The organism is Mycolicibacterium gilvum, assembly GCF_900454025.1.
GTDB lineage: Bacteria > Actinomycetota > Actinomycetes > Mycobacteriales > Mycobacteriaceae > Mycobacterium > Mycobacterium gilvum.
In genome coordinates, this window is sequence record NZ_UGQM01000001.1 from 934,418 (window position 1) to 958,916 (window position 24,499).

Below are 24,499 nucleotides of genomic sequence, written 5' to 3' on the forward strand. Positions count from 1 at the left end.
TGGTAGGCCAACAGTGTCAATATCCACAAATGCCAAGAGGGACAGACTGTAAATCCGTCGGCTTACGCCTACACAGGTTCGAATCCTGTACCTGCCACCATCGTCAGGCCCCCTTTCGAGGGGGCCTGAATGCGTTTCGGACGGCATCCGGATCGTGGCGCTTGCGCATGTTTCAACTCGTGAGCAGTCGGCTATGCCCGGGGGGCGTGATGGGGCTCACATCCGCTTGTCACGGGAGGATTCTGAATGGCCGAACGCGGTGCGCAACCACCGGTGCCCCGCGGGCGCCGGCTGTTTCTCAAAGCGGTGCACCACCTGTTCAAGCCGCTACGGCCGGACGACTACCTGGAGATGATCAACCCGCTGTGGACGACGAAGGAGCTTCGCGGGAAGGTCGAGCGGGTCGAGCCGCGGGGTTCGGAGGCCGCCAGCGTTCTGATCCGGCCGAGTTACGAGTGGCCCGGGCACAAGCCGGGGCAGTACGTGCGGCTCGGACTGGTGATCGACGGCCGGTACCACTGGCGCGCCTATTCGCTCACCTCGGATCCGCACCCCGAGGACGGGCTGATCAGCGTCACCCCGAAAAAGGTCGACAGCGGCGTCGTGTCGCCCTATCTCGTCGAGAAGATCCAACCGGGCGAACTCGTCCGGCTCGGTGAGATCGAGGGTCAGTTCACCTTGCCGGAGCCGTTGCCCGCCAAGATGCTGTTCATCAGCGCCGGCAGCGGTATCACCCCGATCATCAGCATGCTGCGCAGCCTCGACCACAGCGACGACTTGCGCGACACCGTCGTCATCCACTCCGACCGCACCCGCGACCACGTCATGTTCCTGTCCGTCCTCGAGGATCTGGAAGACCGGCACGACGGGGTGCGCCTGGACATCCGGCTCACCTCCGAACGCGGTCGCTTCTCGGCCGACGAACTCGACGACGTCTGCCCGGACTGGCGTGAGCGCGAAGCGTTCTGCTCGGGTCCCGGTGAACTCCTCGATGCGCTCATCGAGCATTGGGAACACCACGGCGATTCCGAGCGGCTGCACTACGAGCGGTTCCAGCCCAAGATCGGCGGGGGTGAGGTCCAGGCCGGCGAGGGCGGCACCGTGGCCTTCCTCGACAGCGACGAGACCGTCGAATGTGACGGCAGCACACCGATTCTCGAAGCCGGCGAACAGGCCGGACTGGAGCTCGCCTTCGGCTGCCGCATCGGGATCTGCCACACCTGCACGGGCACCGTGAAGTCGGGCAAGGTCCGGGATCTGCGCTCCGGCGAGGTCTCCGAACCGACCGGCGGGGACATCCGAATCTGCATTCACGCCGCCGAAGGCGACGTGGAGATCGAACTCTGACTGGAGGACGCCATGACCATCACCGCGGGAAGCCCGCTGACCAGGCTGAGCGAACAGGAGCTCGAAAAGCTCGCCAAGGAGTTCGACGCCATCCACGACGAGGTGTTCGCCGAGCTCGGCGACCGCGATCGGCAGTACATCAAGACCGTGATCTCGGCACAGCGGCAGATCGTCGTCGCCGGGCGCGTCCTGCTGTTGGCATCACGGTCACGGACCGCGCTGGTGTTGGGCACCGCCTGCCTGGGCCTGGCGAAGATCCTGGAGAACATGGAGCTCGGCCACAACATCCTGCACGGGCAGTGGGACTGGATGAACGACCCCGACATCCATTCGTCGGTCTGGGACTGGGACACCGCGTCGAGCGCGAAGGCGTGGAAGCACTCCCACAACTACATCCATCACACGTACACCAACATCCTCGGCAAGGACAAAGATCTCGGTTACGAGATCATGCGGATCGACCCCAATCAGAAATGGCGCCCGAGCAATCTCGGTCAGCCGTTCTACAACTTCCTGCTGACGGTTCTCTTCGAGTGGGGAGTCGCCGTCCACGACACCGACGTGGAATCCCTGTTCCGCGGGGAGAAGAAGCTGAAGGACTTGAAGGAGGACTTCAAGTCCATCGGCGGAAAAGCGCGACAGCAGATCGTCAAGGACTACATCGGCTGGCCGCTGGTGAGTGCCGGCGCGTTCGGGCTGGCGCAATTGGCGCTGCGGGGACGGCTGGACCAGCCGAGCCACTCGCGTATCGGGAAGCTCCTCCGAAGGACCACGGGGAATCGCCGTGTCGGCGGCGTGGCGACGCTGCTCGATCGGTACGCGTCGGGCGTCGAGAGCACCTATCTGCGCACGCTCGGTGCCGACGCGCTGGCGAACCTGATCCGCAACGTATGGGCCCACGCCATCATCTTCTGCGGCCATTTCCCGGACCAGACATGGACTTTCACCGAGGAGGAGGTCGAGGACGAAACCCGTGGCGGCTGGTATGTCCGCCAGCTTCTCGGGGCGGCGAACATCGAGGGCAGCCCGCTGTTCCACGTCCTCAGCGGCAATCTCGGCTACCAGGTCGAACATCACCTGTTCCCCGACATGCCGAGCAGCCGCTACGCCGAGATCGCCCCGAAGGTCAAGGACATCTGCGAACGCTACGAGCTGCCCTACAACTCGGGCCGGTTCGGCAAGCAGTGGTTCACGGTGCACCGCACCATCTTTCGGCTGGCGCTCCCGGGAGGGACGCCGCGGCCGAAGCCCGGTCCCTACCGCAGCCCGAAGCGCGGTCGGTTGCCGCAGGGTGTCAGTGAGGCGGAGCGTTTCCGGAGTCGGGTGCCGGCCGAACACCCGGCCGCCGGACCGGAACACGAATCCGGCGGGGTGGCGGTCGACCCTCCCGCCCGCGGCAACGACTGATCGTGTGACGCTGCGCCGGATCAGACCTGTTCTGGCGCAACGTCGGCCAGCTCGATGCGCACCAGGCTTCCCGGCTGGTAGATCAGCTGGTACAGCGCCCCGTCGGGGCCTTCGGCCAGTACGACGGTCGCGCCGGCATCCGGGTCGAAGGTCGTCGGGTCTCCGCATGCGGTGTAGCCGGGCGTGCAGGTGAGCACGGTGATCCAGCCTTTGACGGTGTCGGCGATGAACACCTTGCCGCGGTGCACCGCGACCGATGTGATCGCCGCGCCCCCGGCGCGGGGATAGCTGTAGATCGGGTCGATCTTGCCGCCGCAGTTGCTGGTGCACACCCCTTCGGAGCTCGGCCAGCCGTAGTTGCCGCCGCTGACGACGTTGTTGACCTCCTCGAAGGCCGCGGCGCCGACGTCGGCGACCAGCAGTTCACCGGTCGGGGTGAAGGTCATGCGGAACGGGTTGCGCAGCCCGTAGGCGTAGATCCCGGTGCGCTCGCCGTCGAGGACGGGGTTGTCGGTCGGGACGGTGCCGTCGGTGTTCAGGCGGAGGATCTTGCCGTGGATGTTGGCGAGGTTCTGCGCGTTCGGCCCGCTGGCGTTGTCGCCGACGCCCCAGTAGAGCTTCCCGTCGGGGCCGAAGGCGAGCGCACCGCCGTGATGGTTCGGTGCCGCGGTCAGCGTCGACTCGACGAGTTGGACGTCGAACGAGGCGGTGTTGCCGTCGACGACGAAGCGCGACAACGTGTTCCGCGTCGTATCGGCGGCGATGTACGCGACGTAGATCCGGCCGTTGTCCTCGAAGTCCGGATCGACCGCCAGCCCGCCGATGCCCCGCTCGGACTCGGTGCGGACCGCGATCGTGATGAGCGGATCGGTGCGCAGGACGCCGTCCTCGACGACGCGGATGGCGCCGGCCTTCTCGGCGACCAGGATTCGGCCGTCGGGCAGGAACCGGAAGTCCACGGGCGAGTTCAGGCCCGACACCACGGTGGCGCGCTGCGACCCGATGAACACGTCCTGCGTGCTGCGGTGGCCGCTGCTGCCGAGCAGGCCGAAGGTGAACAGGTTGAGCAGACCTGCCGCGCCGTGGATGTGGAATCCGCTGCGGGCGTCGCTGACGGTCACCCGGAATCGGTCCTGGCCGGTGTAGGTCGCCCCCGGCGTATAGGTGAAGGTGCCGTCGGACTCGATGGTCACGGTGCCGCTGGCCGGGCGCGTTGCCGTGTACGTCAGCTGGGTGCTGTCGGGATCCTCAGGGTGCAGGTTGCCGATGACCCGGCCCTCGACGACGGTGTCGTCGGCGGGGTTGTGGCTGATGGTCGGTGTCTTGTTGTCGAAGATCCGCTCGAAGAACGTCGGCTCCTCCGCTTCGGCCTGCGCCCTGCTGGTCCCGGTCGCCGGTTCCTCGACCTCTGTGGGCTGCGTGGTGTTTCGCGACGCGCGGTCATCCACGTCGTCACCGGCGTCCTCGGTGCTCTCGTCGGGGGCGTCTGCGTCGTCGGAATCCTCCGACGCGTCAGACTCGGCGTCGGCGTCGGCGTCGGCGTCGGCGTCGGATTCGCTGCGCGATTCGACGGTGGGTTTGGACGATTCGCGTTCGGTGGCCGACGGCCCGGCCGAGGATTCCGCCGAGGACGAACTCGGCTCCGACGTCTCGGCCGACGCCACCGCGGTTCCGGTCAACATCGCCGCTCCGATGCCCAGAGCGAATGCCAGACCGCCCACGCGGCCGATGTACCGGCTGTGCCCACCCGGCGGACGGCCCGCTCGCACGGTGTCTGCGGATACCCCCATGTCGCCTCCTCGCGAAAAGGACATCGCGGCCGCCGGTCGTTGACGCGGGCGCTGATTGTCCGTAGCCAGGCAAACTCTATTGCCTGCTCTGGCCATGCGAGTGCGTTTCGGCGGTGAGGTCATAATTCGGCGCTGTACTGCATCAAGATCAAGTCCACCCGGCTGCGGCGAACCCGGGTTCGGGTCCGCGCAGCAAAGCGGTTGGCGTATGCTCGCGCTGGCTCGGCGGGTCGCATCTGGAACGGCCCGGAGCGGGGAGGGAAAGCCACATGGGAAAGCATCGGGTCACCGGCGGGCGTCGGCCGCGGACTGAGCGCAGGGGTGTCAAGGCCGCGGTGTCCGCTGCGGCGGTGGCGGCTGCGGCCGTCGGCGGTGCCGTCGTGCTCGGAGCCGCGCCGACGCTGTCGATCAGTCCGCAGCTCGCTGCGTCGCTGCACTATCTGCGCGGTACGAACATCGGTGGCATACCGACCGACCAGCAGTACGAGGACTTCATCACCACCGTCATCGACGGCTCCGGCGTCATGGAGCCCGACGGGCCCTACCAGAAGGTCCCGTACAACGCCGGGCTCCGCCCGTTCTCCCACGGCGGTTTCGACGACCTGTCCTACGACGACTCCGTCGAGCAGGGTCTGGAACTGCTGGCCGCGCAGGAGCCCGCCCCCGGTGATGTGATCTTCGGGTTCTCACAGGGAGCCGTGGTCGCCTCTTTGTACAAGGCGACCCACACCGGGAACACCTACATCCTCGTGGGAAATCCGAGCCGCCCCAACGGCGGTGTCATGCAACGCTTCAACGGTGCGAAGATCCCGCTGCTCGACGTCACGTTCGGCGGTGCCACACCGAACAACGGCGTCGACGGAGCCCCCGGCGACCTGACCATCGACGTCACCCGCCAGTACGACGGCTGGGCCGACTTTCCGCGGTACCTCTGGAACCCGGTCGCGATCGCCAATGCCATCGCGGGAATCGCGTTGATACACGGCGCAACTCAGTTCGAGCTCACCGCAGAGCAACTGGAGGAGGCCAAGGCGTCCGGCGACTCCGACTATTACCAGTTCGATGCGGACTCGAACACGCACTACTACGTGATCAGGACGTACCCCATCCCGCTGCTGATGCCGCTCGATCCGTTCCTGTCCGACTCCGCGATGGCGGCATTGGACGCGCCGCTGCGCAAGTTCATCGAAACCGCCTACGACCGAGCGGATTACAGCGAGCCCGCGCGCGCAAGCCTGTTCAAGCCGTGGGGGGCCGACCGGAGCAGTGCGCAGACCGCCGACGTCGTCGAGACCACCGAGCCCGTCGCCGTCGAGGCGGTGGAGGCCGACGCGGAGGACACGGCCCGGTCCGCCTCGCGCAACTCCGGCAAGCGCAGCGTGGATACCGAGTCCGAGGAGTCCGAAGGGTCCGGGGAGTCCGAGGTGGCTGACGAGGCGCTGTCGTCGGATCCGGTGGAGGAGCAGGACACCGCCGCCGGCGAGGACCACGCCGAGAGCCCCGACACCGACACCGACTCGACATCCGAGACGGCGGCGGACAGCGACTCGAGCGACGACGGCGCAGACACCGCAGCCTGACCAGACGATCGCGAAGCATTCTCAGACGCGACAGCGTTGAACGTGGCGAGACACATTCGTAGCGTGAGCGCATGGCTACCGTGCTCATCACAGGATGTTCCTCCGGCTACGGACGTGCGACGGCACTGAAGTTTCTCGCCGAAGGGTGGAATGTCGTTGCCACCATGCGCGATCCGCGTCCGGACGTGCTGCCCGCCTCCGACCGGCTGCGGGTGTCGGCTCTGGACGTGACCGACCCCGAAAGCATCGCTTCTGCCGTCGAGGCCGCCGGCCCGCTCGACGCCGTGGTCAACAACGCGGGCATCGGGGCGGTCGGCGCCTTCGAGGCCACACCGATGTCGACGATCCGGGAGTTGTTCGACACCAACACCTTCGGCGTGATGGCGATGACGCAGGCGGTGGTACCGCAGATGCGCGAGCGCCGGTCGGGCGTCGTCGTCAACGTCACGTCCAGCACCACGCTCGCCCCGATGCCGCTGGCAGCGGCGTACACCGCCAGCAAGTCGGCCATCGAGGGCTTCACCGGGTCGCTGGCGCTGGAACTCGGGTTCTTCGGGGTGCGCGCGAAACTCGTGGAGCCTGGTTACGGGCCGGGGACGCAATTCACCAGCAACGGCGTCGAGCGCATGGCGGGCCTGATTCCTGCCGAGTACCAGGACTTCGCGGCGCCCGTCTTCGAGGAATTCCGCTCACCGGGCATGGTGACCACACCCGATGAGGTCGCGGACGTCGTGTTCCAGGCGGCCACCGACACCTCCGGCCGGCTGCGGTTCGCCGCAGGCGCTGACGCGGTGGCGCTCGCGCAGTAACCCGCGTGGCCTCGCAGATCGCGCTAGCGTCTGCGGTGTGGGCGTTGCGGGGCCGATGGACGTGTTGATGTCGCTCTTGCGCCCGCAAGCCGTGCTGTCGAAGGTCATCACCGGCGCAGGTAGCTGGGGTGTGCGCAAGCCGCGCTACGGCGATCCGGCGTTCTGCCTGATGCTGGAAGGCTCGTGCGTGCTCAAGGCCGACGGGTTGGCGTCCGTAACGCTCTCCCAGGGCGACTTCCTGCTGCTGCCCGAGACCCCGGAGTTCACCCTCAGCGCCGACCCCGAGGCCACCCCGTCGTTCAGCGCGCTGGACCACTCACCTCACACCCGGCACGGGGACGCATCCGCCCCCGTCACGATGCGCATGCTCGGCGGGTACTTCCGGTTCGATCCCGCCAACGCCGCGCTGCTGGTGGCGCTGCTGCCACCGGTGATCCACGTCCGCGGCGGCGACCCCGACGCGCCACGGTTGACCAGGCTCGTCGAGCTGATCGCCGAGGAGGCCGACGCCGACGGCGCATGCCGTGACGCCATCCTGCAGCGGTTGGTCGAGGTGTTGTTGATCGAGGCCGCCCGCGTGCAGTCCGCGTCGGACCTGGCGGGACGGCACCGCGGTCTGATCACCGGTCTCGCCGACCCGGTGCTCGCCCCGGCGTTGCGCGCGCTGCATGCCGACATCGCGCACGGCTGGACGGTCGAGGGTCTGGCCCGCACCGCGTCGGTGTCGCGGGCGGTGTTTGCGCAAAAGTTCACGCGCGCAATGGGACTGACACCGATGCAGTATTTGCTGGAATGGCGTGTCGCGGTGGCCAAGGATCTGATGCGTTCGGAGAGATTGTCGATCGCGCAGCTGGCGCAGCGTGTCGGCTACCAATCGGCCACCGCGTTCACGACGGCGTTCACGCGGGTGGCGGGGGCGCCGCCCACGGAGTTCGCGCGCACGCTCGCTCCCGGCGGGGTGTGAGACCACTGCGACGCGACACGGTCTGCGGTGTTGCTGCCGCGGAGCCCCGGCAGACGACCGACTGTGCCGTGAGAGGGCCTGGAGGTAGTGTCGAGTGCTAGTCGCTGGAGATAGGTAGCAATACATGGACCTCGTACTCGGTTTGTCGATGACGTCGTCATCGGTGCGCTGGGTTGTCGTCGACGGCGCCGCGGGTGAAGAGAGTCGCACCATCGATCGTGGCTCCACGCCGGTCGACGACGGTTTCGACGCACGCGCCCTCGTCGACCGACTGCTGCAGCACTCGGTGCACGCGGTGGGCCTGACCTGGGACATCACGGCAGAGAGCACCGTCAGCGCGGTGTGGCAGGCCTTCACCGACCGCGGCGTCGAGAACGTCTTCGCCGTCTCGGATGTCGAGGCCGCCGAAGCGCTGGCCCGCGGTATCGCCGACATCGCCGGATGCGAGCGCCTGGTGGTGTGTGTGGCCGAGCCCGGACCGTCCGTCCTGGCCGCGGTGACGCCCCACGGGGTCACCGCCGACCGTGTCGACCCGTCCGCGCTGACCGACGTCGAGCCCCTCGCGCCCGACGCGGTGTTCGTGCTCGGATCCGGCGACGTCGCCCCCGTCGTCGCCGAACTGGAGCAGCGTCTGCAGGCGCCGGTGGTGTCCGCCGAGGAAGCCGACCTGGCCCTGGCCCGGGGAGCGGCGTTGGCCTCGGCGTCGGCGGTGTCGATTCTCGACGCGCAGGATGCGCCCGCCCGTCGCAAGCTCACACCCACGGCCACGCTGGCCGGGGTGCTGGCCGCCGCGGTCGTGACGTTCGTCGTCTCGCTGTCGGTCGCGCTGGGCATGACGCTGACCCCCGATCCGCCGGCACCGCAGATGGCCCGCGCTGTCACCGAACCCGCACCCGAGCCCGTCACCAAGCCCTCGCCGGTCAAGGCGGCACCGAAGGCGCCCGAGGCGGCACCCGTCCCGCCGCCACCCCCGCCGGTCGCCGAGCCGGTCGCGGTCGAGATGCCGATGCCCGAGGCGCCGGTCGTCCCGGAAGCGCCGCCGCCCGTCTACGAGGAGCCGCTGGCCCCCGCCCCGTACGTCCCACCCGCGCCGGCCTATGTGCCGCCGCCACCGCCGGCGAACTATCTGCCGCCGGCTCCGCCGCCCGCGGCCCCGCCGTACGTTCCGCCGGTCCAGACGCCGCTGATCCCTCAGCAGCCGGTGCCGCAGCCGCGGCTTCGCGATCGGATCATCGAGCGCATCCCGATCATCAACCGCTTCCACGAACCCCCGTACTGACCCTCGCCGAAATTGCATTCCAGCAGAGAAATGTCGAGTGAAGGCCTGCCGGAATGCAAGTTCGGCGGGTCGGTGCTTCAGGTCGGACCGCTGATGCCGTCGCTGGTCCGGAAGCTCGCCGACGACTACGACGCTCGCCGTCTGCCGTCCGACCCCGCCGAGCGGGCGGCGTTTCTCGCCGACCACGGCGCGGAGTTCACCGTCGCCGTGACGTCGGGTGGTGTCGGCGTGGACGCCTCGCTGATGCAGGCCCTCCCCAACCTGGGTGCGGTGGTGAACTTCGGCGTCGGCTACGACACCACCGACGTCGATGCCGCACACGCCCGGGGTATCGGCGTCAGCAACACCCCCGACGTCCTGACCGACTGCACGGCCGACACCGCGGTGGGGCTGCTGATCGACACGATGCGGCAGCTCCCGGCGGCCGACCGCTACGTCAGGGCGGGGCGCTGGCCTGTCGACGGCATGTTCCCGCTGACCCGCGACGTCAGCAACTCGACGGTGGGCATCATCGGTCTCGGTCGTATCGGCACCGCGATTGCGCAGCGGCTCAAGGCTTTTCGATGCTCGATTTCCTATCACAACCGGCACCGAGTGCCCGACTGCCCGTACCCGTACTTCGCGTCACCGGTCGAGTTGGCCGCCTCGGTGGACGTCCTGGTGGTCGCCGCGGCCGGCGGTGACAGCAGCAGGGGACTGGTGAGCAGCGAAGTCATCGAGGCGCTCGGGCCGAGCGGCTATCTGATCAACATCGCTCGCGGCAGCGTCGTCGACCAGGACGCGCTGGTCGCCGCACTGGTCGAAAAGCGGCTCGCCGGAGCGGGATTGGACGTCTTCGCCGACGAGCCACATGTTCCGGAGGAGCTGTTCGCTCTCGACAATGTCGTGCTACTGCCCCACGTGGGCAGCGGGACCGTGCAGACCCGTGCGGCGATGGAGGAGCTCACCGTCCGCAACCTCCACAGCTTTCTCACCACGGGGGCACTGGTCACCCCGGTGTAGCCCTGGGCCGAGCGCCGAAATTGCATTCCAGCAGCGAACTTTCGAGTAAAGCCCTGCTGGAATGCAATTTCGGCGGGGGGTTTAGGTCTTTGACGTCAGCTTGATGACGGCGATCTTCATCCGGTCGACGGCATCCTCCCACTCCGCGATCGTCGGCAGCCGACCGCCGTCGAACGTCATCCCCATCTGGCGCTGCGCTTTCTTGGCGCCGTAGGACGTGGCGACCCGCTCGCAGATGCCGGCGACGGCCGACCGGTCGGTGATGAGTTCCCCGCGCATCGTGCGGGTCTTCCCGCGATGGGACACCCGCGCGTCGGCGCCGTCGCGAAAGTTGTACTTCCACTGCGCTTCCAGCACGACGTAGAGGTCGCCGTCGAGTTGATGTGCGCTGACCGGCGTCGAGTACCGCTTGCCCGACTTGCGGCCGGTGAAGCTGACGAGCATGAAGTCGCTGAGCAGACCTCCGAGCGGGGTCTTCAGCGCGAGGCGTAAAGCGGGGTTGACGATCGCGAGCATCGCTTCGGGCGGATGCCCGGCATCAATGGTGGGATCTGGCATTCACACACCGTAAGAGCCCCGCCGCCCCGCGTTGACTCTTCCGCCGAAATTGCATTCCAGCAGGGAAAAGTCGAGTAAAGCCCTGCTGGAATGCAATTTCGGCGGGGGGACTCTTACCGCGCCAGGCGCTTCTCGATCACCCCGACGAGTGCGGAGATCTTGTCGGCGTCGCCGGTGATCTCGAGGCTGCCGTCGGCCAGGGCGTCGGCGACGGCGATCTTGTGACCGACGATCTCGGCGATCGTCGAGGCGCGGGACCGGACGACGACATCGCCGGGTGAGGCCGGGGCGCCGGGTGTGACCGTCACCCCGCCGTCGCGCAGGCGCAGGCACGCGGTGCTGTCGTCGATGTGGAATTCGTAGACCGCGTCGAGGTCGTGCGGGCCGTCGCGGCGGACGTCGGCGGCCAGGAAGCTCAGCAGCCATTCGGCCCGGAACGCCTCGTGGCAGGCGTCGGCGTCGGCCATCTGGTGGCGCGCGCCCCACATTGCGAGCGGTACCACGGCGGCCGCGAGTTCCCTTCCGGCATCCGATAATTCGTAGACGACGGTCGAGCCGGGCTGGTCCAGCGCGAGCCGGCGCTGCACGACGCCGTCGGTCTCCAGCTGTCGCATTCGGGTGGCCAGCAGCGAGGTCCCGATGCCGGCGAGTGCCTCGGCCAGTTCGGTGTAGCGCTTCGGCCCTGAGGCGAGTTCACGCACGATCAGCAGCGTCCACCGCTCGCCGACCACGTCGAGTGCGTGGGCGAGCCCGCAGTACTGCCCGTAGGTCCGTCGTGACACGTCGGCAAGCCTACCCATCAAGCTCCTCTTTCACGCTCAAGCTTACTTATCCATTGGTTACTTCTAAATCTTATGTTACGTTGCGAAAGCAGAAGCGCAATTGTCGAAAGGTGAACGCTCATGGCATCGATCGCCGGATTCCGCCCCTGGCCCCGATGGACACCCAGATGGACACTCCGATGGGCACTGCCGGGGCTTTTCCGCAAAGCCCCCGCAACCTCGGCCGTCGCAGTCGTCGAGTCCGCATCGCGGCGCCCAGACCTGCGGAAGCGTCGCAACTACGCCCCGCCGCGTGACTCGTTCTTCGAAACCGCCGCCATGCGCCGCGAGATGTACCGGCTCTGAGCTGCCCGGGAAGTCGGCGCAAAACCGCTGCTCAGCGGCGTTGAGCAGCGATCCTGGCCTTGAATGCCGTCGATTCGGGCGTCAGAACCACATCGCAGGCATGCGCGACACCGCTGTCGATGACGGTCCCGCGTGGTAAGAATGCTGCACCCCTGCAGCACGCCGTGGCGTCGTCTCGAACCGGTACGTCCAAAACGGGCAACTCGCTCTGAGGCGACTGACATGGGTCCGGGCAGCCCCGGCAAACAGATGTAGCTTCAGTCGACAGTCCGATTGGCCGCAGCCGAGGAGAGCACCGGTGAATGCGACACCATTCGGGCACTATCGACTCCAGAAGTTGATCGGCCAGGGTGGGATGGGCGAGGTCTACCAGGCCTACGACACCAAGACCGACCGCGTCGTCGCGCTCAAGGTGCTGCCGCACCACATGGCCCAGGACGAGACGTTCCAGGCCCGGTTCCGGCGCGAGTCCCAGGCCGCTGCCGGAATCAACGACCCCCACGTCGTCCCGATCCACGGCTTCGGCGAGATCGACGGCCGGCTCTATCTGGACATGCGGCTCATCGAGGGCCGCAACCTCGGCACCATGCTGCAGGAGACCGACAAACCGCTGGGCGCCGCGTTCGCGGTGATGATCGTCGACCAGGTGGCCAACGGTCTGGACGCCGCGCACCGGCTCGGTCTGATCCACCGCGACATCAAGCCGTCGAACATCCTGATCACCGACAAAGACTTCGTGTACCTGATCGACTTCGGTCTGGTCCGCACCGCGGGTGAGCAGGGCCTGACGACGGCCGGCAGCACGCTGGGCACGCTCGCCTACATGGCGCCGGAGCGGTTCGAGGGCGGGGAGGTCGACGCCCGCTCCGACATCTACGCGCTGACCTGCGTCCTCTACGAATGTCTCACCGGCGCAAGGCCTTACCCGGCCGAAAGCCTCGAGCAGCAGATCGCCGGGCACATGGTCTCGCCGATCCCGCGACCCTCCGATGTCGATCCGCGGCTCGCGGCGTTCGACGAGGTCATCGCCAAGGGCATGGCGAAGAAGCCGGCCAAGCGCTACCAGAGCGCCGGTGAACTCGCCGAGGCCGCCAAGCGTGCGCTGAGCGCGCCGGTGCGCCGCGGAAGTTCCCGCCACGCCGCCCGCCCCGCCGCCAAGCGGCCCCGCAAAGGACTGATCGCGGCGACGGTCGGGGCGCTCGTCCTCGTCGCGGCCGGCCTCGGGCTGTGGGCGTGGGCGCCGTGGGACGACGGCGGAGACGACGCGCTGCCCGCCGGGGCCGTGGCCGAGATCGCGGCGACGGTTCCCGCCGACGTCCGCGCCGCCGGCCGGCTCGTCATCGGCGTGAACGTGCCGTATGCGCCGATGGAGTTCAAGAACGCCGACGGTCAGCTCGTCGGCTTCGACGTCGAGCTGATGGACGCGGTGTCGCGGGTGCTGGGCCTGGTGCCCGACTACCGCGACACCGCCTTCGACACGATCCTGCCCGGGGTGGTCGACGGGACCTATGACGTCGGCATGTCGTCGGTGACCGACACCAAGGAGCGCGAGGAGCTCGTCGACTTCGTCACCTATCTGCAGGCCGGCACGCAGTGGGCGCGCAGGCCGGGCACCGCCTTGGGGCCGGCGTCCGCCTGCGGCCTGAAAGTCGGTGTGGCAGAAGGAACTCTGCAGGCCACCGAAGAGCTACCGGCCAAGAGCGACCAGTGTGCGGCGGCCGGGATGCCCCCGATCGAGATGGTCGTGTTCAAGAGCCAGGACGAGGTGACCTCGGCGCTGGTGAAGGGTGAGGTGGACGCGATGTCGGCCGACTCGCCGGTGACGGGCTTCGCGATCAAACTCAGCCGCGGCGATCTGGTGCCGGCCGGTGATGTGTTCGACTCCGCGCCGTACGGCTGGCCGGTAGCGAAGGAATCTGGGATGACCGAGCCGCTGCAGCGGGCGCTCGAGCACCTGATGGAGACCGGCGAGTACCGGGCCATCGCGACGATGTGGGGGGTCGAGCGCGGCATGATCGACAAACCGGTGGTCAACGGCGCCGGCCGCTGAGTTTCGGGCCGTGTCCGCCGCGGTCTGTGTAGATCCCCTCCTTCGGGGTACCTGGAGGCAGTTCATGCCCGACCCCAGAAGGAGCAAGATGTCCCAGGACGACAAGGCTGCCCAGACCCGCAAGAGCTTTGCGGAGTCGGTGAAGGGCAAGGCCAAGGAGTTGGCGGGCGCTGTCACGGGCAATGACTCGTTGACGGCGGAAGGCCAGCTGGAGCAGGCCGAGGCCAAGGAACGCCGCGAGGCGAGCCGCAAAGAGGCCGAGGCCGACGCCGAGGCCGCGCAGGCCCAGGCGCAAGCCAGAGAGGCGCGGCTCGAAGGAGCGCAGGAGCGTGCCGCGGCCGAGGTCCGTGCCGCCGGGGTGGAAACCCAGGTCAGTGCCGATCAGGCGGCCGCGCGCCAGTCGGTCGAGGAGGCCGGCCGGCGCGACGTCGCCCGTGCTCAGACCCAGGCCGAGGCCAAGGTGGCGCAGGAGTCTGCGCGCGCCCAGGCCGAGCAGCGCGAAGAGATCGTCGAGGCGGCCGAGGAGTACCAGGAGGCCGCCGCGGACTACCAGGAGGCGACCAGCGAAGCGGCCCGGGCCGAAGCCCAGGCCGAGCGTCTGCGGCAGCGCGCGAACGACTCCACCCCGACCTGACCGACGCACGGCGTCGAACCAAGGAGAGACACATGACAATCACCGATCTTCCATTCGCCGTGCTGCGACTGCAGTACCGCATCGCCCGCACACCGCTGCAACTGTTCGAGAGCAGCGTCATCTCGAGGATGGACACCGAGGCCCCTCGACGGCTGATGTTCGAGCGGGCCGTGGGCTCGATCGACGCGACCGTCGGCAACCTGCTGCGCGACCGCGACCTCGAGCAGAGTGGCATCACCCGGATCGAGCGGGCCGTCGAGCTGGCCGAGGCCGCCCGCCTGGATGAGGTCGCCGACCAGAAGAAGCGGCAGGCAGGCGACGAGCTGAAGGAGAAGCGGGACCAGGCCGTGGCTGCTCCGCAGAAGGCCCGCGAAGAGGCCAAGGAGCGGGTGCAGGAGGCTCGCGCCGAGGCTGAGCAGGGCAAACGGCAGGCCGCCGAGAATGTCGCGAAGCGCACCTCGCAGGCCAAGGAGCAGATCGACCAGAGCGCCCAGCAGCGTAAGCAGAATGCCGAGAAGGCCAAGCAGAACGTGCAGAACCGCAGCCGTGCTGCGGAGAAGGCCGAGGTCAAGGTTGCCGAGGAGCAGCTCGACGACGCGGCGGACAAGCGCAGCGCGGCCGTCGGCGCCCGCGCCCACGCCGACAAGCTGGAGGATTACAGCGAGACCGAGAAGCTCAAGCGCCAGGCTGCTGCGGATAAGCCGTGACGGCAGTTCCTCCTGATCCCGATCCGTTCGGCACCCCCGGCGTGGACCGCGCCGGGGGTGTCCGTCCGGGCGACACCCCACCCGATTCCGCGCAGACGAAAGCTACGGCCAACCGTGATCCGGCGGCCGGGCGCAACCTCACTCCGCGCGCCGTGATCGCGTTCGTGGTGATCGGTCTTTTCGTGGTGTGCTTCCTGGCCGCCGGGGTCTACCTCGTGGTCCAGATGTTCGGCTGAAAGCTCAGCGGCAGCGGTAGTCGAGGCAGACGGTCGTCCCGTCGCGGCGGCCGTTGATCGTGCAGTGGTCGGCCATCGCGTGCATCAGTGCGACGCCGCGGCCGCGGCGGCGGTCGGCGGCGGCCTGTGGGCCGGGCCGGCGCCAGGTGCCGTGATCGGTGACGCAGATACTGAGACAGCCGGCGGCCGGTTCGAAGTCGGCGCGCACCGCCATGGTGCCTGCGGTGGGGCGTCCGGAGTAGGCGTGGTCGACACAGTTGGCCAGCGCCTCGTTGACCGCCAGAAGGATCTCGTTGGTCTGCAACGGGGAGACCCCGCGGTCGCGAAGCCAGTCGCCGAACTCGTCGCGGAGTTCCGCGGCACACGCAGCCGTCGCCACGCCTCGGACTGTCAACTGCTCTGAGGTTCGCGACTCGACTGCGGTGACGCTCATGCTCTGTGGGCTACCCAGCCGTGAGCGGCTTTATTCGCCTGGGCTTTTCGATCGTGTCACAACCTCATCACACGTCATGTCACACCTCATGCCGACGCAGTGACCGGGGCGCGATGCTCGACTTCCAGTGCGGTGCCTTCGATGTCAAGATCGGGCACGTACCTGTCGAACCACTTCGACCGCGACCACATCCGGTCGCCCAGTACGGCCATCGCCGCGGGGATCAGCGTGAGCCGCACGACGAACGCGTCGAGGAACACCCCGACCGCGAGCGTCAGGCCGACGGACTTGATGATCGGGTCGCCGGCGGCGAGGAACGCGATGAACACGCCGAACATGATCAGCGCCGCGGCGGTGACCACTCGTGCCGAGAGGCCGACGCCGCTGCGGACGGCGTCGAGCGCGCCGTGGTCGCCCTTGCTGAGTTCCTCCTTGATGCGTGAGACCACGAACACCTGGTAGTCGCTGGACAGGCCGAAGATGATCGCCAGCGCGATGATCGGCAGGAAGCTGATCGTCTCGCCGGGCGTGACACCGAGAAGGTCTGCGCCCCAACCCCATTGGAAGATCGCGACCTGCACACCCAGCGCGGCGAACACCGACAGCAGGAACCCGACGATCGACGTCAGAGGCACCAGGGCCGCGCGGAACGCGATGGTGAGCAGGAGGAACGCAAGACCGACGACCACCACCAGGAAGATCGGCAGCGCGGTGGCGAGCTTGTCGGAGGTGTCGATGTTGGACGCGGTGGTGCCGCCGACGAGGAACGTCGCGCCGGTGTCCGCTTCGATCGCGTCGCGGTCGGCGCGAATCTTGGCGACCAGGTCGGCGGTCGCGGCGTCGTTGGGTCCGGTGTCGGGGATGACCTGGATGACCGCGGTGCGCTGATCGCCGCCGGCCGGGGTGGCCGCCAGGACACCGTCCTCGCGGCTGATGTTGGACGCGATGATCTGCGCGGCGTTCGGGTCGGTGGCCCGGGTCAGGTCGGCGACGACGAGCAGGGGACCGTTGAACCCGGGACCGAGATGTTCGGCGGTCAGGTCATAGGCCTGGCGCGACGTGTTGGACTCCGGCTGCGACGAGCCGCTGGGCAGGCCCAGCTGCATTCCCAGCGCGGGCAATCCGATCACGATCAGGGCCGCCGAGCCTCCGACGAGCAGCGGCTTGCGGAATCGGACGACGAAGCGTGCCCACGCCGCACCCATCGTGCGCTGCGGCGTGTAGGCCGCCACCTGGGCCACCTCTTTGGGCCGGTGGGGCTGCAGCGGCGGCTCGATGAACTTCGCGACCCTGCCGCCGGCGAAACCGAGCAGCGCCGGGAGCAGCGTCAGCGCGATGAGCATCGCGATCAGGACGGCGACCGCGGCGGCCACGCCCATGTAGGTCAGGAACGGGATGCCGACGACCGACAGCCCGCACAGTGCGATGATCACCGTCAGCGCCGCGAAAACGACTGCGCCGCCCGCGGTTCCGACGGCCAGACCGGCAGCCTCCTGCCGAGGCATGAGCAGCAGCAGATTGTTGCGGTATCGGTTGAGGATGAACAGCGCGTAGTCGATGCCGCAGGACAGCCCCAACATCAGCGCCAGCGACAGCGATGCCGTCGGCATGTCGACGAACGCGGCGACGACGAAGATGCCGAGCGCACCGATACCGACGCCGATGGCCGCGGTCAGGATCGGCAGGCCGGCGGCCACCACGGCGCCGAACGTGATCAACAGGATCAGGAAGGCGACGCCGATGCCGATGATCTCGGGTGTGTGGGGGACAGCGACCTTGTAGCCGGGGAACACCGCGCCGGCGTATTCGACGGTGGCGCCGGCGTCGATCGCGGGTTGCATCGCCTTCTCGAGTTCGGTCAGCGCGCCGTCGCTGACCTCACCGATCGGGGCGGTCCACTGCACGGTGCCCAGGCCGACCCGCCCGTCCTCGGAGATCTGCCGGGTCTGAGCGGGTCCGGCGGCGACGGCGACGTCGGGCAGGGTGTTCAACGTCGCGACGGCACCGTCGATCGGCGCGGCGATCCGCGGGTCGGTCAGCGTCGTGCCGTCGGGCGCGGCGATGGTGATCTGCGTCTGCGCCCCGCTGAAGTCGGGCAGGTTCTGCTGCAGCTGCTCGACGGCCCGCTGCGACTCGGTGCCGGGGATGGTGAAGTTGTCACTGGGTTCGCCCCGGAAACCGACGAAGGCCAGGCCGACTCCGAGGAGAACGGCCAGCCACGTGCCCAGGACCAGCCACCGGCGCCGAAAGCTCGCGGCACCGAGAGTGAACAGAAATCGCGACATGTGCACCCCTGTTCCCGTTCGCATCCGAAATACGCGCCGATCGGCTGTGATCTGCGCGACGGCTCGTACGCTGTGCTCGTAGGCTGAAGGGCATGGTGACGACAGGGTTGCCGCCGGGTCCGCGGCTCCCGAGAGCGGTGCAGGCGGGCCTGATGCTGCGGCTGGGCCCGCGCTTCATCGACGCGTGCAAGCGCCGTTACGGGCCGACGTTCACACTGCGCGTCGCGGGCATGGGCACTCTCGTCTACCTCACCGATCCCGCCGACATCAAGACCGTGTTCGCCGGCGACCCGCGCATTTACCATGCCGGAGAAGCCAATTCGATGCTCAAGGGGTTGCTGGGCGACACCTCGGTGCTGGTGGTCGACGGCGATGCGCACCGGGACCGGCGGCGGGTGATGCTCGCGCCGTTCACGCGGGACGCCGTCGCCGGTCAGACCGGGCTGATGGCGCAGATCGCCGCGGACAACATCGCGCGCTGGCCGGTGGGCCGTCCGTTCGCGGCCGCGCCGAAGATGGCTCAGATCACGCTGGAGATCATCCTGCGCACCGTGATCGGCGCCAGCGACCCGGCTCGGCTGACCGCACTGCGCGAAGTGATGCCGCGGGTGCTGCGGGTGGGGGCGTGGGAGACGCTGGCGCTGGCCAACGAGGCGCTGTTGGGGAAGAGCCCGTGGCGGACGCTGCGGGAGGCCATCGACGCCGCCGACGGCCTGCTCTACGCCGAGATCGCCGACCGCCGCGCGGATCCGGACCTGGTGACCAGAACCGACGCGCTCTCGATTCTGGTGCGCACCGGTGGCATGAGCGACCGGGAACTGCGCGACCAGTTGATCACGCTGCTCGTGGCGGGCCACGACACCACCGCGACGGGTCTGTCGTGGGCGCTGGAACGGCTGAGCAGACACCCCGAGGTGCTGACCCGGGCGGTGCGTGCGGCGCGCACGGGGCAGGACGACTACCTCGACGCCGTCGCCAGGGAGACACTGCGCGTCCGCTCGGTGGTGTTCGACGTCGGCCGCGTGCTGAAAGAACCGGTCGACCTGGGCGGCTACACGTTGCCGGCCGGGGTCATGGCGATCCCCGGGATGGTGCTGGTGCACGGCGATCCGCACATCTACCCGGACGCGGACCGTTTCGACCCGGACCGGATGCTGGGCGTCACGCCGGGCCCGTCGACGTATCTGCCGTTCGGCGGCGGCAACCGCCGATGCCTGGGGGCCACGTTCGCGATGGTCGAGTTCCGTGTGGTGCTGCGCGAGATCCTGCGCCGCGTCGACCTGCAGACCACGACGGCGCCGGGGGAGCGACGCAGGCTCAAGCACGTGATCTTCGTGCCCCACCGGGGCGCGCGGATCCGCGTGACCGCCACGAGGAGCGTGCCGGTGCGCTCAGGTGGCGACGAGGGGTCGTGTCCTGTCGGGGGACAGGCCTAGGGGCAATACCGTTCAGTTAGTGGCTGATGACGGTGACGCTGGGTGGGTGTTCGGGTTGTGGCCAGTGTTGGTGCGCTGATCTTTTGACATGCCACTTGGGCATTTTGCGTTTGATCACGCGGGGAGCTGACCGTGTGCGGCGTGCCGGGTTGATGCGGTCGAGGAGGCGACGGAGGAACGCCTGCCAGTGAGGGTCGGCGGATCGGCGCCGGTTAGGGGGAAAAAGCGCCCTGATGGGCGACGGATTGGCGCACGACGCGCAACGCGGCGGTGAAGCTGAGTCGGTCCGGGTCGTGTCCGCTGTGGTGTGCGGCTTGGCTCATCAACGAGCGAATCGCGTAGTGGCAGCACAGGTATCCCCAGATCTCCTGCAGGACGAGGTCGGGCGACTTCGACCGCAGCACCACCTTCGACCCACGCTGGTGGGTCTTGAGTTCGTCGAAGACGCTCTCGATCTCCCAGCGCTGGGCGTACGCGGCCGCCAACTCGACCGCGGGTGCGGTGTCCGGGTCGGTCAGCGTGGTGAGCAACCGGTAGGCCACGGGGTTGTCGCGGCCGTCGTCGACGGTGTAGTCGATGACGCGAGCCAGCATTGGCTCGCCGTGTCGGTCCTTGGCCGCGCGCAGGTGGGCCAGCCACGAACCGTCGGCGAGATCCTCGACGTGAGTGGGGGTCGGGCCGTTGCGTCCGGTGCTCACGCGCCACAGCAGATCGGCTCCGGTATCGGAAGCGTTACGCCACAACGCGTATGAGAAGAATCCACGATCAGCCAGCACGAGCATTTCCGGTGTCAGTGCATCGAGCACGTGCTCGACCATCGTGGACTCCGCGTCGCGGTAGGCGCCGATCGTGGCGGCGAAGATCGCATGAGTGCCGCACTCGGCGACCGCCAACAACCGCGCCTGCGGAAACGCCGACTTCTCACCCTTGTTCACCCCCGGACGCCCGAAGAACTCTTCATTGACCGGGCTATCCGCCACATCCAGGCACGTCCCGTCGATCGCGACCACCCTGCGTCCGGCCACCCACGTCCCCGGCGTATCCGCCGCGCCCAACGGACGAGCGACCCTCGCGAACAACGCAGCCAACGGCTGGGACCCCAATCGCTCCCGCGCCTGGAAAATGGCCGACTTCCCCGGCAACTGATACTGCTCACGCCACCCGGAAGCCCACGCTAAACCATCCGTGAGCTGGGATAACACATCCTCGTAGGAGCCATCGGAGTACAGGCCCATGCCGATGGCGAAATACGCCATCACCCGTGCCGGCAGTGCACGATGACGCACCTGAGTACGCCCCGTCGCCTCGATCACCTCATCAACCATCGCCGGCGGGAACACCCTCGTCAGGACACCCACAGACACCAGATCCGACAACCGACGATCCGATTCAGGCTTCCGCCAACCCGCGCGAGGCATACCAACAAACTACACCCATGTAGTCTTAACTGAACGGTATTGGGCCTAGGGGCGGGTGTACTGTCGGCCCTGGATCAAGTTCCCGACTCGCGACGCATAGCTTGCCGACGCCCCCCGCGGGGCTGAAACCCGGTACGGCACAAGGACGTCGCAATACGTGTCGCAATACGTAAGGACCCCACCCATGGATTCGTCTGACCTGTTTTCCCATCGGGAGACGACGCAGACCGGTTCGCCCGGCGACACCTCGCACGAGGCGGTCGAAATGCCGGTTTTCTCCGATCAGCCCAAGAAGTGGCATCCGACCGATTCACCCTCGGAGTGAACAGGTTCCACCCTCGCTGACCCGGTTCTGGAATGCCGCTATGTCGCGAAAAAGTTGCGATCACAGTGATCCCGAAACTTCAGTCAGTCCCTGGCGGTTACCCGTGCTAGCCTGACCTGCGGATGTTCGACTGACTGACATCCAGATCAACAGTGAGAGAAGAAAAAGTATGGCGCAGGGAACTGTGAAGTGGTTCAACGGCGAAAAGGGCTTCGGCTTCATCGCCCCCGATGACGGCTCGAAGGATGTGTTCGTCCACTACTCCGAGATCAGTGGCAGCGGATACCGCTCGCTGGAAGAAAACCAGCGCGTCGAGTTCGAGGTCGAGCAGGGCAACAAGGGCCCGCAGGCGGTCCGGGTCAACGCGATCTGACAAGACTTAAAACGAATTCGTGGGTCGGTAGGAATTTCCTACCGGCCCACGTTTCGTTTGACGCGCCGAAGCGAGAAAGCGTGCGCGGAATTCGTGGCGAAATCGAATATCCCGCACGAAATCCGTAGGCCGTAACCCGTCGATCTGACTCACCGGTAAGAAAAGCGCTCGGCGTCTTTCCCAGGGCGTTTACGCAGGGTAGACATTGACACCATGGGTGCCGCGTCGTTCGTGGGTCGAATCGGTGGGTTGGCGGTCGCGCTGGGGGTCGGCGCCGCCGTCGTGGCCGGGGCCGGATCGGCCTACGCCGACGACGACGGCGGATCCGAGACGAAGGACGCTCCCACCTCCTCGGCGACATCGCCGGGCGAGTCGACGGCCTCGATGTCGGGCGCCCGCACGCCGGGCAAGCCCCAGGTCGCGCGCGGTGAACGGACCGCAGGCACGACTCCGTCGGTGCCCTCCGGCGACGACGAGGACGCGTCCGCTGACGTATCGAATGAGCCTGACGACGCGCCCGGGCGCGGGAGCGCGAACAAGCGGGGCGAGCCGGCCGACGAAGCCGACGAAGCCACCGAAGCCGACGAGGTCGACGCTCCAGTCGATGCTGCAGCCGACGCTGAGGAACCTGCCGCGCCGGAGGGGCTCCAGGCGCCCGCCGCGGACGAGCCCGTCGCAGCACCTGTCCCGACCGAGGTTGCGCCGTCCGTCCCTCAGAAGCCGCCCGCTCCCACCGAACCGTCCGCGCCGCCCGCGCAGACCGTGACCGCTCAGTTCGTCGACGAGCCCGCGGGGGGCGCCGAGCCCGGCGAAGATTCTGGAGATCCGGCGCTGCCGGCGCTGGCCGCCCTGTTCTCGTCGGTGCTCTCGGCCGGCCGCGAAGCCACCAACGAGTCGCCGACAGCGGTCGGCGCGCAGGTGGCCACGAGCCTGGCCGAGTCGGGGAGCGCGCAGTACCCGATCCCGACGGGCGTCACCGTCGAGGAGTGGACGCCGCCGCTGGAATGGCTGCAACGTATTCCGGTGCTCGGACCGCTGTTGGTGACCCCGATCGTCGGCTTCATCCACGTGCTCCCGCTCGTCGGTGACATCATTCACCCCGTGGTCGGCTTCCCGATCGATCATCGGGCGCCCGCCGGAACGCCGCAGGCGCGCAACTACCGGGTCACGTCCTTCGACGGCACCCGGATCTTCGTGAACTTCATGCCCGCCAAGGGTTTACAGGCCGGGGAGACCGCGCCGACGATCCTGAACGGCCCGGGCCTGGGACTGCCCGGGTCCACGGCACTCGAGCTGCCGGTCGACAGCTTCCTGCCCGACGACGTGATCGGCGTGGGCACGTTGCGGCAGAACGGCTACAACGTCGTCACGTGGGATCCCCGCGGCGAGTGGCGCTCCGAGGGTGTCATGCATCTGAACTCGCCCGACCTCGAGGGCCGCGACATGTCGCACATCATCAGCTTCCTGGCCACGCTGCCCGAGGTCGCGCTCGACGCGGAGAACGATCCACGGGTCGGGATGACGGGCGCGTCCTACGGCGGTGGTATCCAATTGGCCACCGCGGCAATCGATCACCGCGTCGACGCGCTCGTGCCGACCATCGCGTGGAACAACCTGGTCGACGTGCTGTTCCCCCGCGACGCGGTCAACAGCAGCTGGGGCACGATCCTGCCGGCTGTGCTGGCGCTGACGTTCGCGCGTGAGCATCCGAGGATCTTCCCGGTCGCGATCCAGGGTGTGCTGTTCGGCCTCGCGCAGCAGTCCGACATCGATCTGGTGAACAGCCTCAGCTTCGGCGACCAGATCAAGGACATCACCGCGCCGACGCTGTTGATCCAGGGCACCGTGGACACGCTGTTCACCCTCGATCAGGCACACCGCAACGCGCTGGATCTGATCGACGCCGGCACGACGACGAAGGTGATCTGGTACTGCGGTGGTCACGGCGCCTGCCTGAGCGACGTCAACGACGGCGAGTTCGTCATCGAACGCACCTTGAGCTGGCTGGACCGTTACGTCAAGGGCAACGAGAACGCCGACACCGGAGCGCAATTCGAGTGGGTGGACCAGAACGGCCTCTGGCACAGCGACGACAGCTACCCAGCGGCCTCGGGTACGCCGATCGTCGTGACCCGGGAAGAGGACAGTCGCGTGATGCCGATCATCCCGGCGCTGTTCGGATCCGGACCGAACCCGTTGATCATCACTCGCGGGTTGATCGCTGCGCTGCTCGGGCTGCCGTCGGCGGCCGCGGCGTACAACGCGGTGAACCTGCAGGTCCCCGACGCCACGGAGCTGACCCACGTCGTCGGCGCCCCGCAGGTCACGATGACGTACTCGGGCGAGGGCACAGCCGAGCACGTGTACGCCCAAATCGTGGATGAAGAAACGGGTTTGGTGCTCGGCAACCACGCCACCCCGATACCGGTCACCCTCGACGGGACGACACGCACCGCGACGTTCTCGCTCGAGCCGGTGGCGCACACGCTGAGGCCGGGTCAGTCGGTCACCGTGCAGATCGTGACGTCGACGGCGAAGTTCATCAACTACTACTCATGGGGTGCGATCACGGTCGAGGAGCTCACCGTCGAACTGCCGACGCGGATACCGGCCGGCGCCGGGGCGTCGCGGGAGCCGCTCGCTGTCGCTTGAGGGCGAACGGGTGTACGCTGGGTGTCAGGCCGTTTCACGTCCGCAGCCCGATTTCTCCGCTGGTCTCCCTTCGTGATTGCTTTCAGC

General features: G+C 67.9%; 22 protein-coding genes. 16 read left to right on the forward strand and 6 right to left on the reverse strand.

The annotated features are described in order from the left end of the window. Positions 1-246 precede the first annotated feature (246 nt). Together DYE23_RS04545 and DYE23_RS04550 are read left to right on the forward strand one after the other, a co-directional pair. A complete protein-coding gene (locus DYE23_RS04545) occupies positions 247-1,347 on the forward strand; it encodes a ferredoxin reductase (RefSeq protein ID WP_115326607.1) in 1,101 nt (366 codons plus the stop codon). Positions 1,348-1,359: 12 nt separating this feature from the next. Beyond that, positions 1,360-2,754: a fatty acid desaturase family protein gene (locus DYE23_RS04550; RefSeq protein ID WP_115326608.1), complete on the forward strand. Its 1,395-nt coding sequence runs from the start codon at positions 1,360-1,362 to the stop codon at positions 2,752-2,754. Positions 2,755-2,774: 20 nt separating this feature from the next. Here the strand turns inward: DYE23_RS04550 and DYE23_RS04555 are convergent, their stop codons facing one another. After that, on the reverse strand, positions 2,775-4,544 hold the full coding sequence (locus DYE23_RS04555) for a PQQ-dependent sugar dehydrogenase (protein WP_115326609.1): 1,770 nt from the start codon (positions 4,542-4,544) through the stop codon (positions 2,775-2,777). Between the two features lie 269 nt (positions 4,545-4,813). Here DYE23_RS04555 and DYE23_RS04560 point away from each other — a divergent pair, with 269 nt between their 5' ends. The 5 genes from DYE23_RS04560 (at position 4,814) to DYE23_RS04580 (ending at position 10,178) form a co-directional block, all read left to right on the forward strand. Next, positions 4,814-6,124 (forward strand): PE-PPE domain-containing protein, encoded by a 1,311-nt coding sequence (locus DYE23_RS04560; RefSeq protein WP_115326610.1) that lies wholly within the window; start codon positions 4,814-4,816, stop codon positions 6,122-6,124. 71 nt (positions 6,125-6,195) lie between these two features. After that, on the forward strand, positions 6,196-6,933 hold the full coding sequence (locus DYE23_RS04565) for an SDR family oxidoreductase (RefSeq protein ID WP_115326611.1): 738 nt from the start codon (positions 6,196-6,198) through the stop codon (positions 6,931-6,933). 37 nt (positions 6,934-6,970) lie between these two features. Continuing rightward, positions 6,971-7,897, forward strand: coding sequence for an AraC family transcriptional regulator (locus DYE23_RS04570; protein ID WP_435404780.1), 927 nt, complete (start codon positions 6,971-6,973; stop codon positions 7,895-7,897). A gap of 124 nt (positions 7,898-8,021) precedes the next feature. Beyond that, positions 8,022-9,176 carry a DUF7159 family protein gene (locus tag DYE23_RS04575; protein ID WP_013470686.1) on the forward strand — a complete coding sequence of 385 codons (1,155 nt, stop codon included), beginning with the start codon at positions 8,022-8,024 and terminating at the stop codon, positions 9,174-9,176. 30 nt (positions 9,177-9,206) lie between these two features. Beyond that, positions 9,207-10,178, forward strand: a complete 972-nt coding sequence (locus DYE23_RS04580) for a 2-hydroxyacid dehydrogenase (RefSeq protein ID WP_115326613.1) — start codon at positions 9,207-9,209, stop codon at positions 10,176-10,178. Positions 10,179-10,259: 81 nt separating this feature from the next. On the opposite strand, the gene DYE23_RS04585 is transcribed toward DYE23_RS04580, so the two are convergent. Beyond that, entirely contained in the window at positions 10,260-10,736 is a 477-nt protein-coding gene (locus tag DYE23_RS04585) for a PNPOx family protein (protein WP_115326614.1), read from the reverse strand. A 113-nt stretch (positions 10,737-10,849) separates the two neighbouring features. Beyond that, positions 10,850-11,536, reverse strand: a complete 687-nt coding sequence (locus DYE23_RS04590; RefSeq protein WP_115326615.1) for an HxlR-like winged helix-turn-helix transcriptional regulator — start codon at positions 11,534-11,536, stop codon at positions 10,850-10,852. 102 nt (positions 11,537-11,638) lie between these two features. Between DYE23_RS04590 and DYE23_RS04595 the strand changes: the two genes are divergently transcribed. The 5 genes from DYE23_RS04595 (at position 11,639) to DYE23_RS04615 (ending at position 15,490) form a co-directional block, all read left to right on the forward strand. Next, on the forward strand, positions 11,639-11,863 hold the full coding sequence (locus DYE23_RS04595) for a hypothetical protein (RefSeq protein WP_041800423.1): 225 nt from the start codon (positions 11,639-11,641) through the stop codon (positions 11,861-11,863). Positions 11,864-12,161: 298 nt separating this feature from the next. Continuing rightward, complete coding sequence (gene stpK7 / locus DYE23_RS04600) at positions 12,162-13,913, forward strand: serine/threonine protein kinase StpK7 (RefSeq protein ID WP_115326616.1); 1,752 nt, start codon at positions 12,162-12,164, stop codon at positions 13,911-13,913. 88 nt (positions 13,914-14,001) lie between these two features. After that, the gene (locus DYE23_RS04605; protein ID WP_041800932.1) at positions 14,002-14,547 is read left to right on the forward strand and encodes a CsbD family protein; all 546 of its coding nucleotides are present in this window, start codon (positions 14,002-14,004) and stop codon (positions 14,545-14,547) included. A 32-nt stretch (positions 14,548-14,579) separates the two neighbouring features. Beyond that, positions 14,580-15,254 carry an IF2 family translation initiation factor gene (locus tag DYE23_RS04610; protein ID WP_099962464.1) on the forward strand — a complete coding sequence of 225 codons (675 nt, stop codon included), beginning with the start codon at positions 14,580-14,582 and terminating at the stop codon, positions 15,252-15,254. Continuing rightward, a complete protein-coding gene (locus DYE23_RS04615; RefSeq protein ID WP_011896054.1) occupies positions 15,251-15,490 on the forward strand; it encodes a DUF6480 family protein in 240 nt (79 codons plus the stop codon). Before DYE23_RS04610 ends, DYE23_RS04615 begins: the two co-directional genes overlap by 4 nt. A gap of 4 nt (positions 15,491-15,494) precedes the next feature. On the opposite strand, the gene DYE23_RS04620 is transcribed toward DYE23_RS04615, so the two are convergent. Both DYE23_RS04620 and DYE23_RS04625 read right to left on the reverse strand, forming a co-directional pair. Then, positions 15,495-15,923 (reverse strand): ATP-binding protein, encoded by a 429-nt coding sequence (locus tag DYE23_RS04620; RefSeq protein ID WP_013470693.1) that lies wholly within the window; start codon positions 15,921-15,923, stop codon positions 15,495-15,497. An 86-nt stretch (positions 15,924-16,009) separates the two neighbouring features. Then, positions 16,010-18,208, reverse strand: coding sequence for an MMPL family transporter (locus DYE23_RS04625; RefSeq protein ID WP_115328861.1), 2,199 nt, complete (start codon positions 18,206-18,208; stop codon positions 16,010-16,012). A gap of 83 nt (positions 18,209-18,291) precedes the next feature. Here DYE23_RS04625 and DYE23_RS04630 point away from each other — a divergent pair, with 83 nt between their 5' ends. Beyond that, entirely contained in the window at positions 18,292-19,644 is a 1,353-nt protein-coding gene (locus DYE23_RS04630; protein WP_235660550.1) for a cytochrome P450, read from the forward strand. Positions 19,645-19,856: 212 nt separating this feature from the next. On the opposite strand, the gene DYE23_RS04640 is transcribed toward DYE23_RS04630, so the two are convergent. Then, a complete protein-coding gene (locus tag DYE23_RS04640) occupies positions 19,857-21,062 on the reverse strand; it encodes an IS4-like element ISMfl1 family transposase (protein ID WP_011891513.1) in 1,206 nt (401 codons plus the stop codon). Between the two features lie 184 nt (positions 21,063-21,246). Between DYE23_RS04640 and DYE23_RS30755 the strand changes: the two genes are divergently transcribed. The 3 genes from DYE23_RS30755 to DYE23_RS04650 all read left to right on the forward strand — a co-directional run bounded on the left by DYE23_RS30755 (position 21,247) and on the right by DYE23_RS04650 (position 24,412). Then, positions 21,247-21,387: a hypothetical protein gene (locus DYE23_RS30755; RefSeq protein ID WP_172527707.1), complete on the forward strand. Its 141-nt coding sequence runs from the start codon at positions 21,247-21,249 to the stop codon at positions 21,385-21,387. 169 nt (positions 21,388-21,556) lie between these two features. Then, positions 21,557-21,760, forward strand: coding sequence for a transcription antiterminator/RNA stability regulator CspE (cspE, locus tag DYE23_RS04645; protein ID WP_011896051.1), 204 nt, complete (start codon positions 21,557-21,559; stop codon positions 21,758-21,760). A gap of 213 nt (positions 21,761-21,973) precedes the next feature. Further along, positions 21,974-24,412: a S15 peptidase family protein gene (locus tag DYE23_RS04650; RefSeq protein ID WP_099962466.1), complete on the forward strand. Its 2,439-nt coding sequence runs from the start codon at positions 21,974-21,976 to the stop codon at positions 24,410-24,412. Positions 24,413-24,499: the final 87 nt, after the last annotated feature.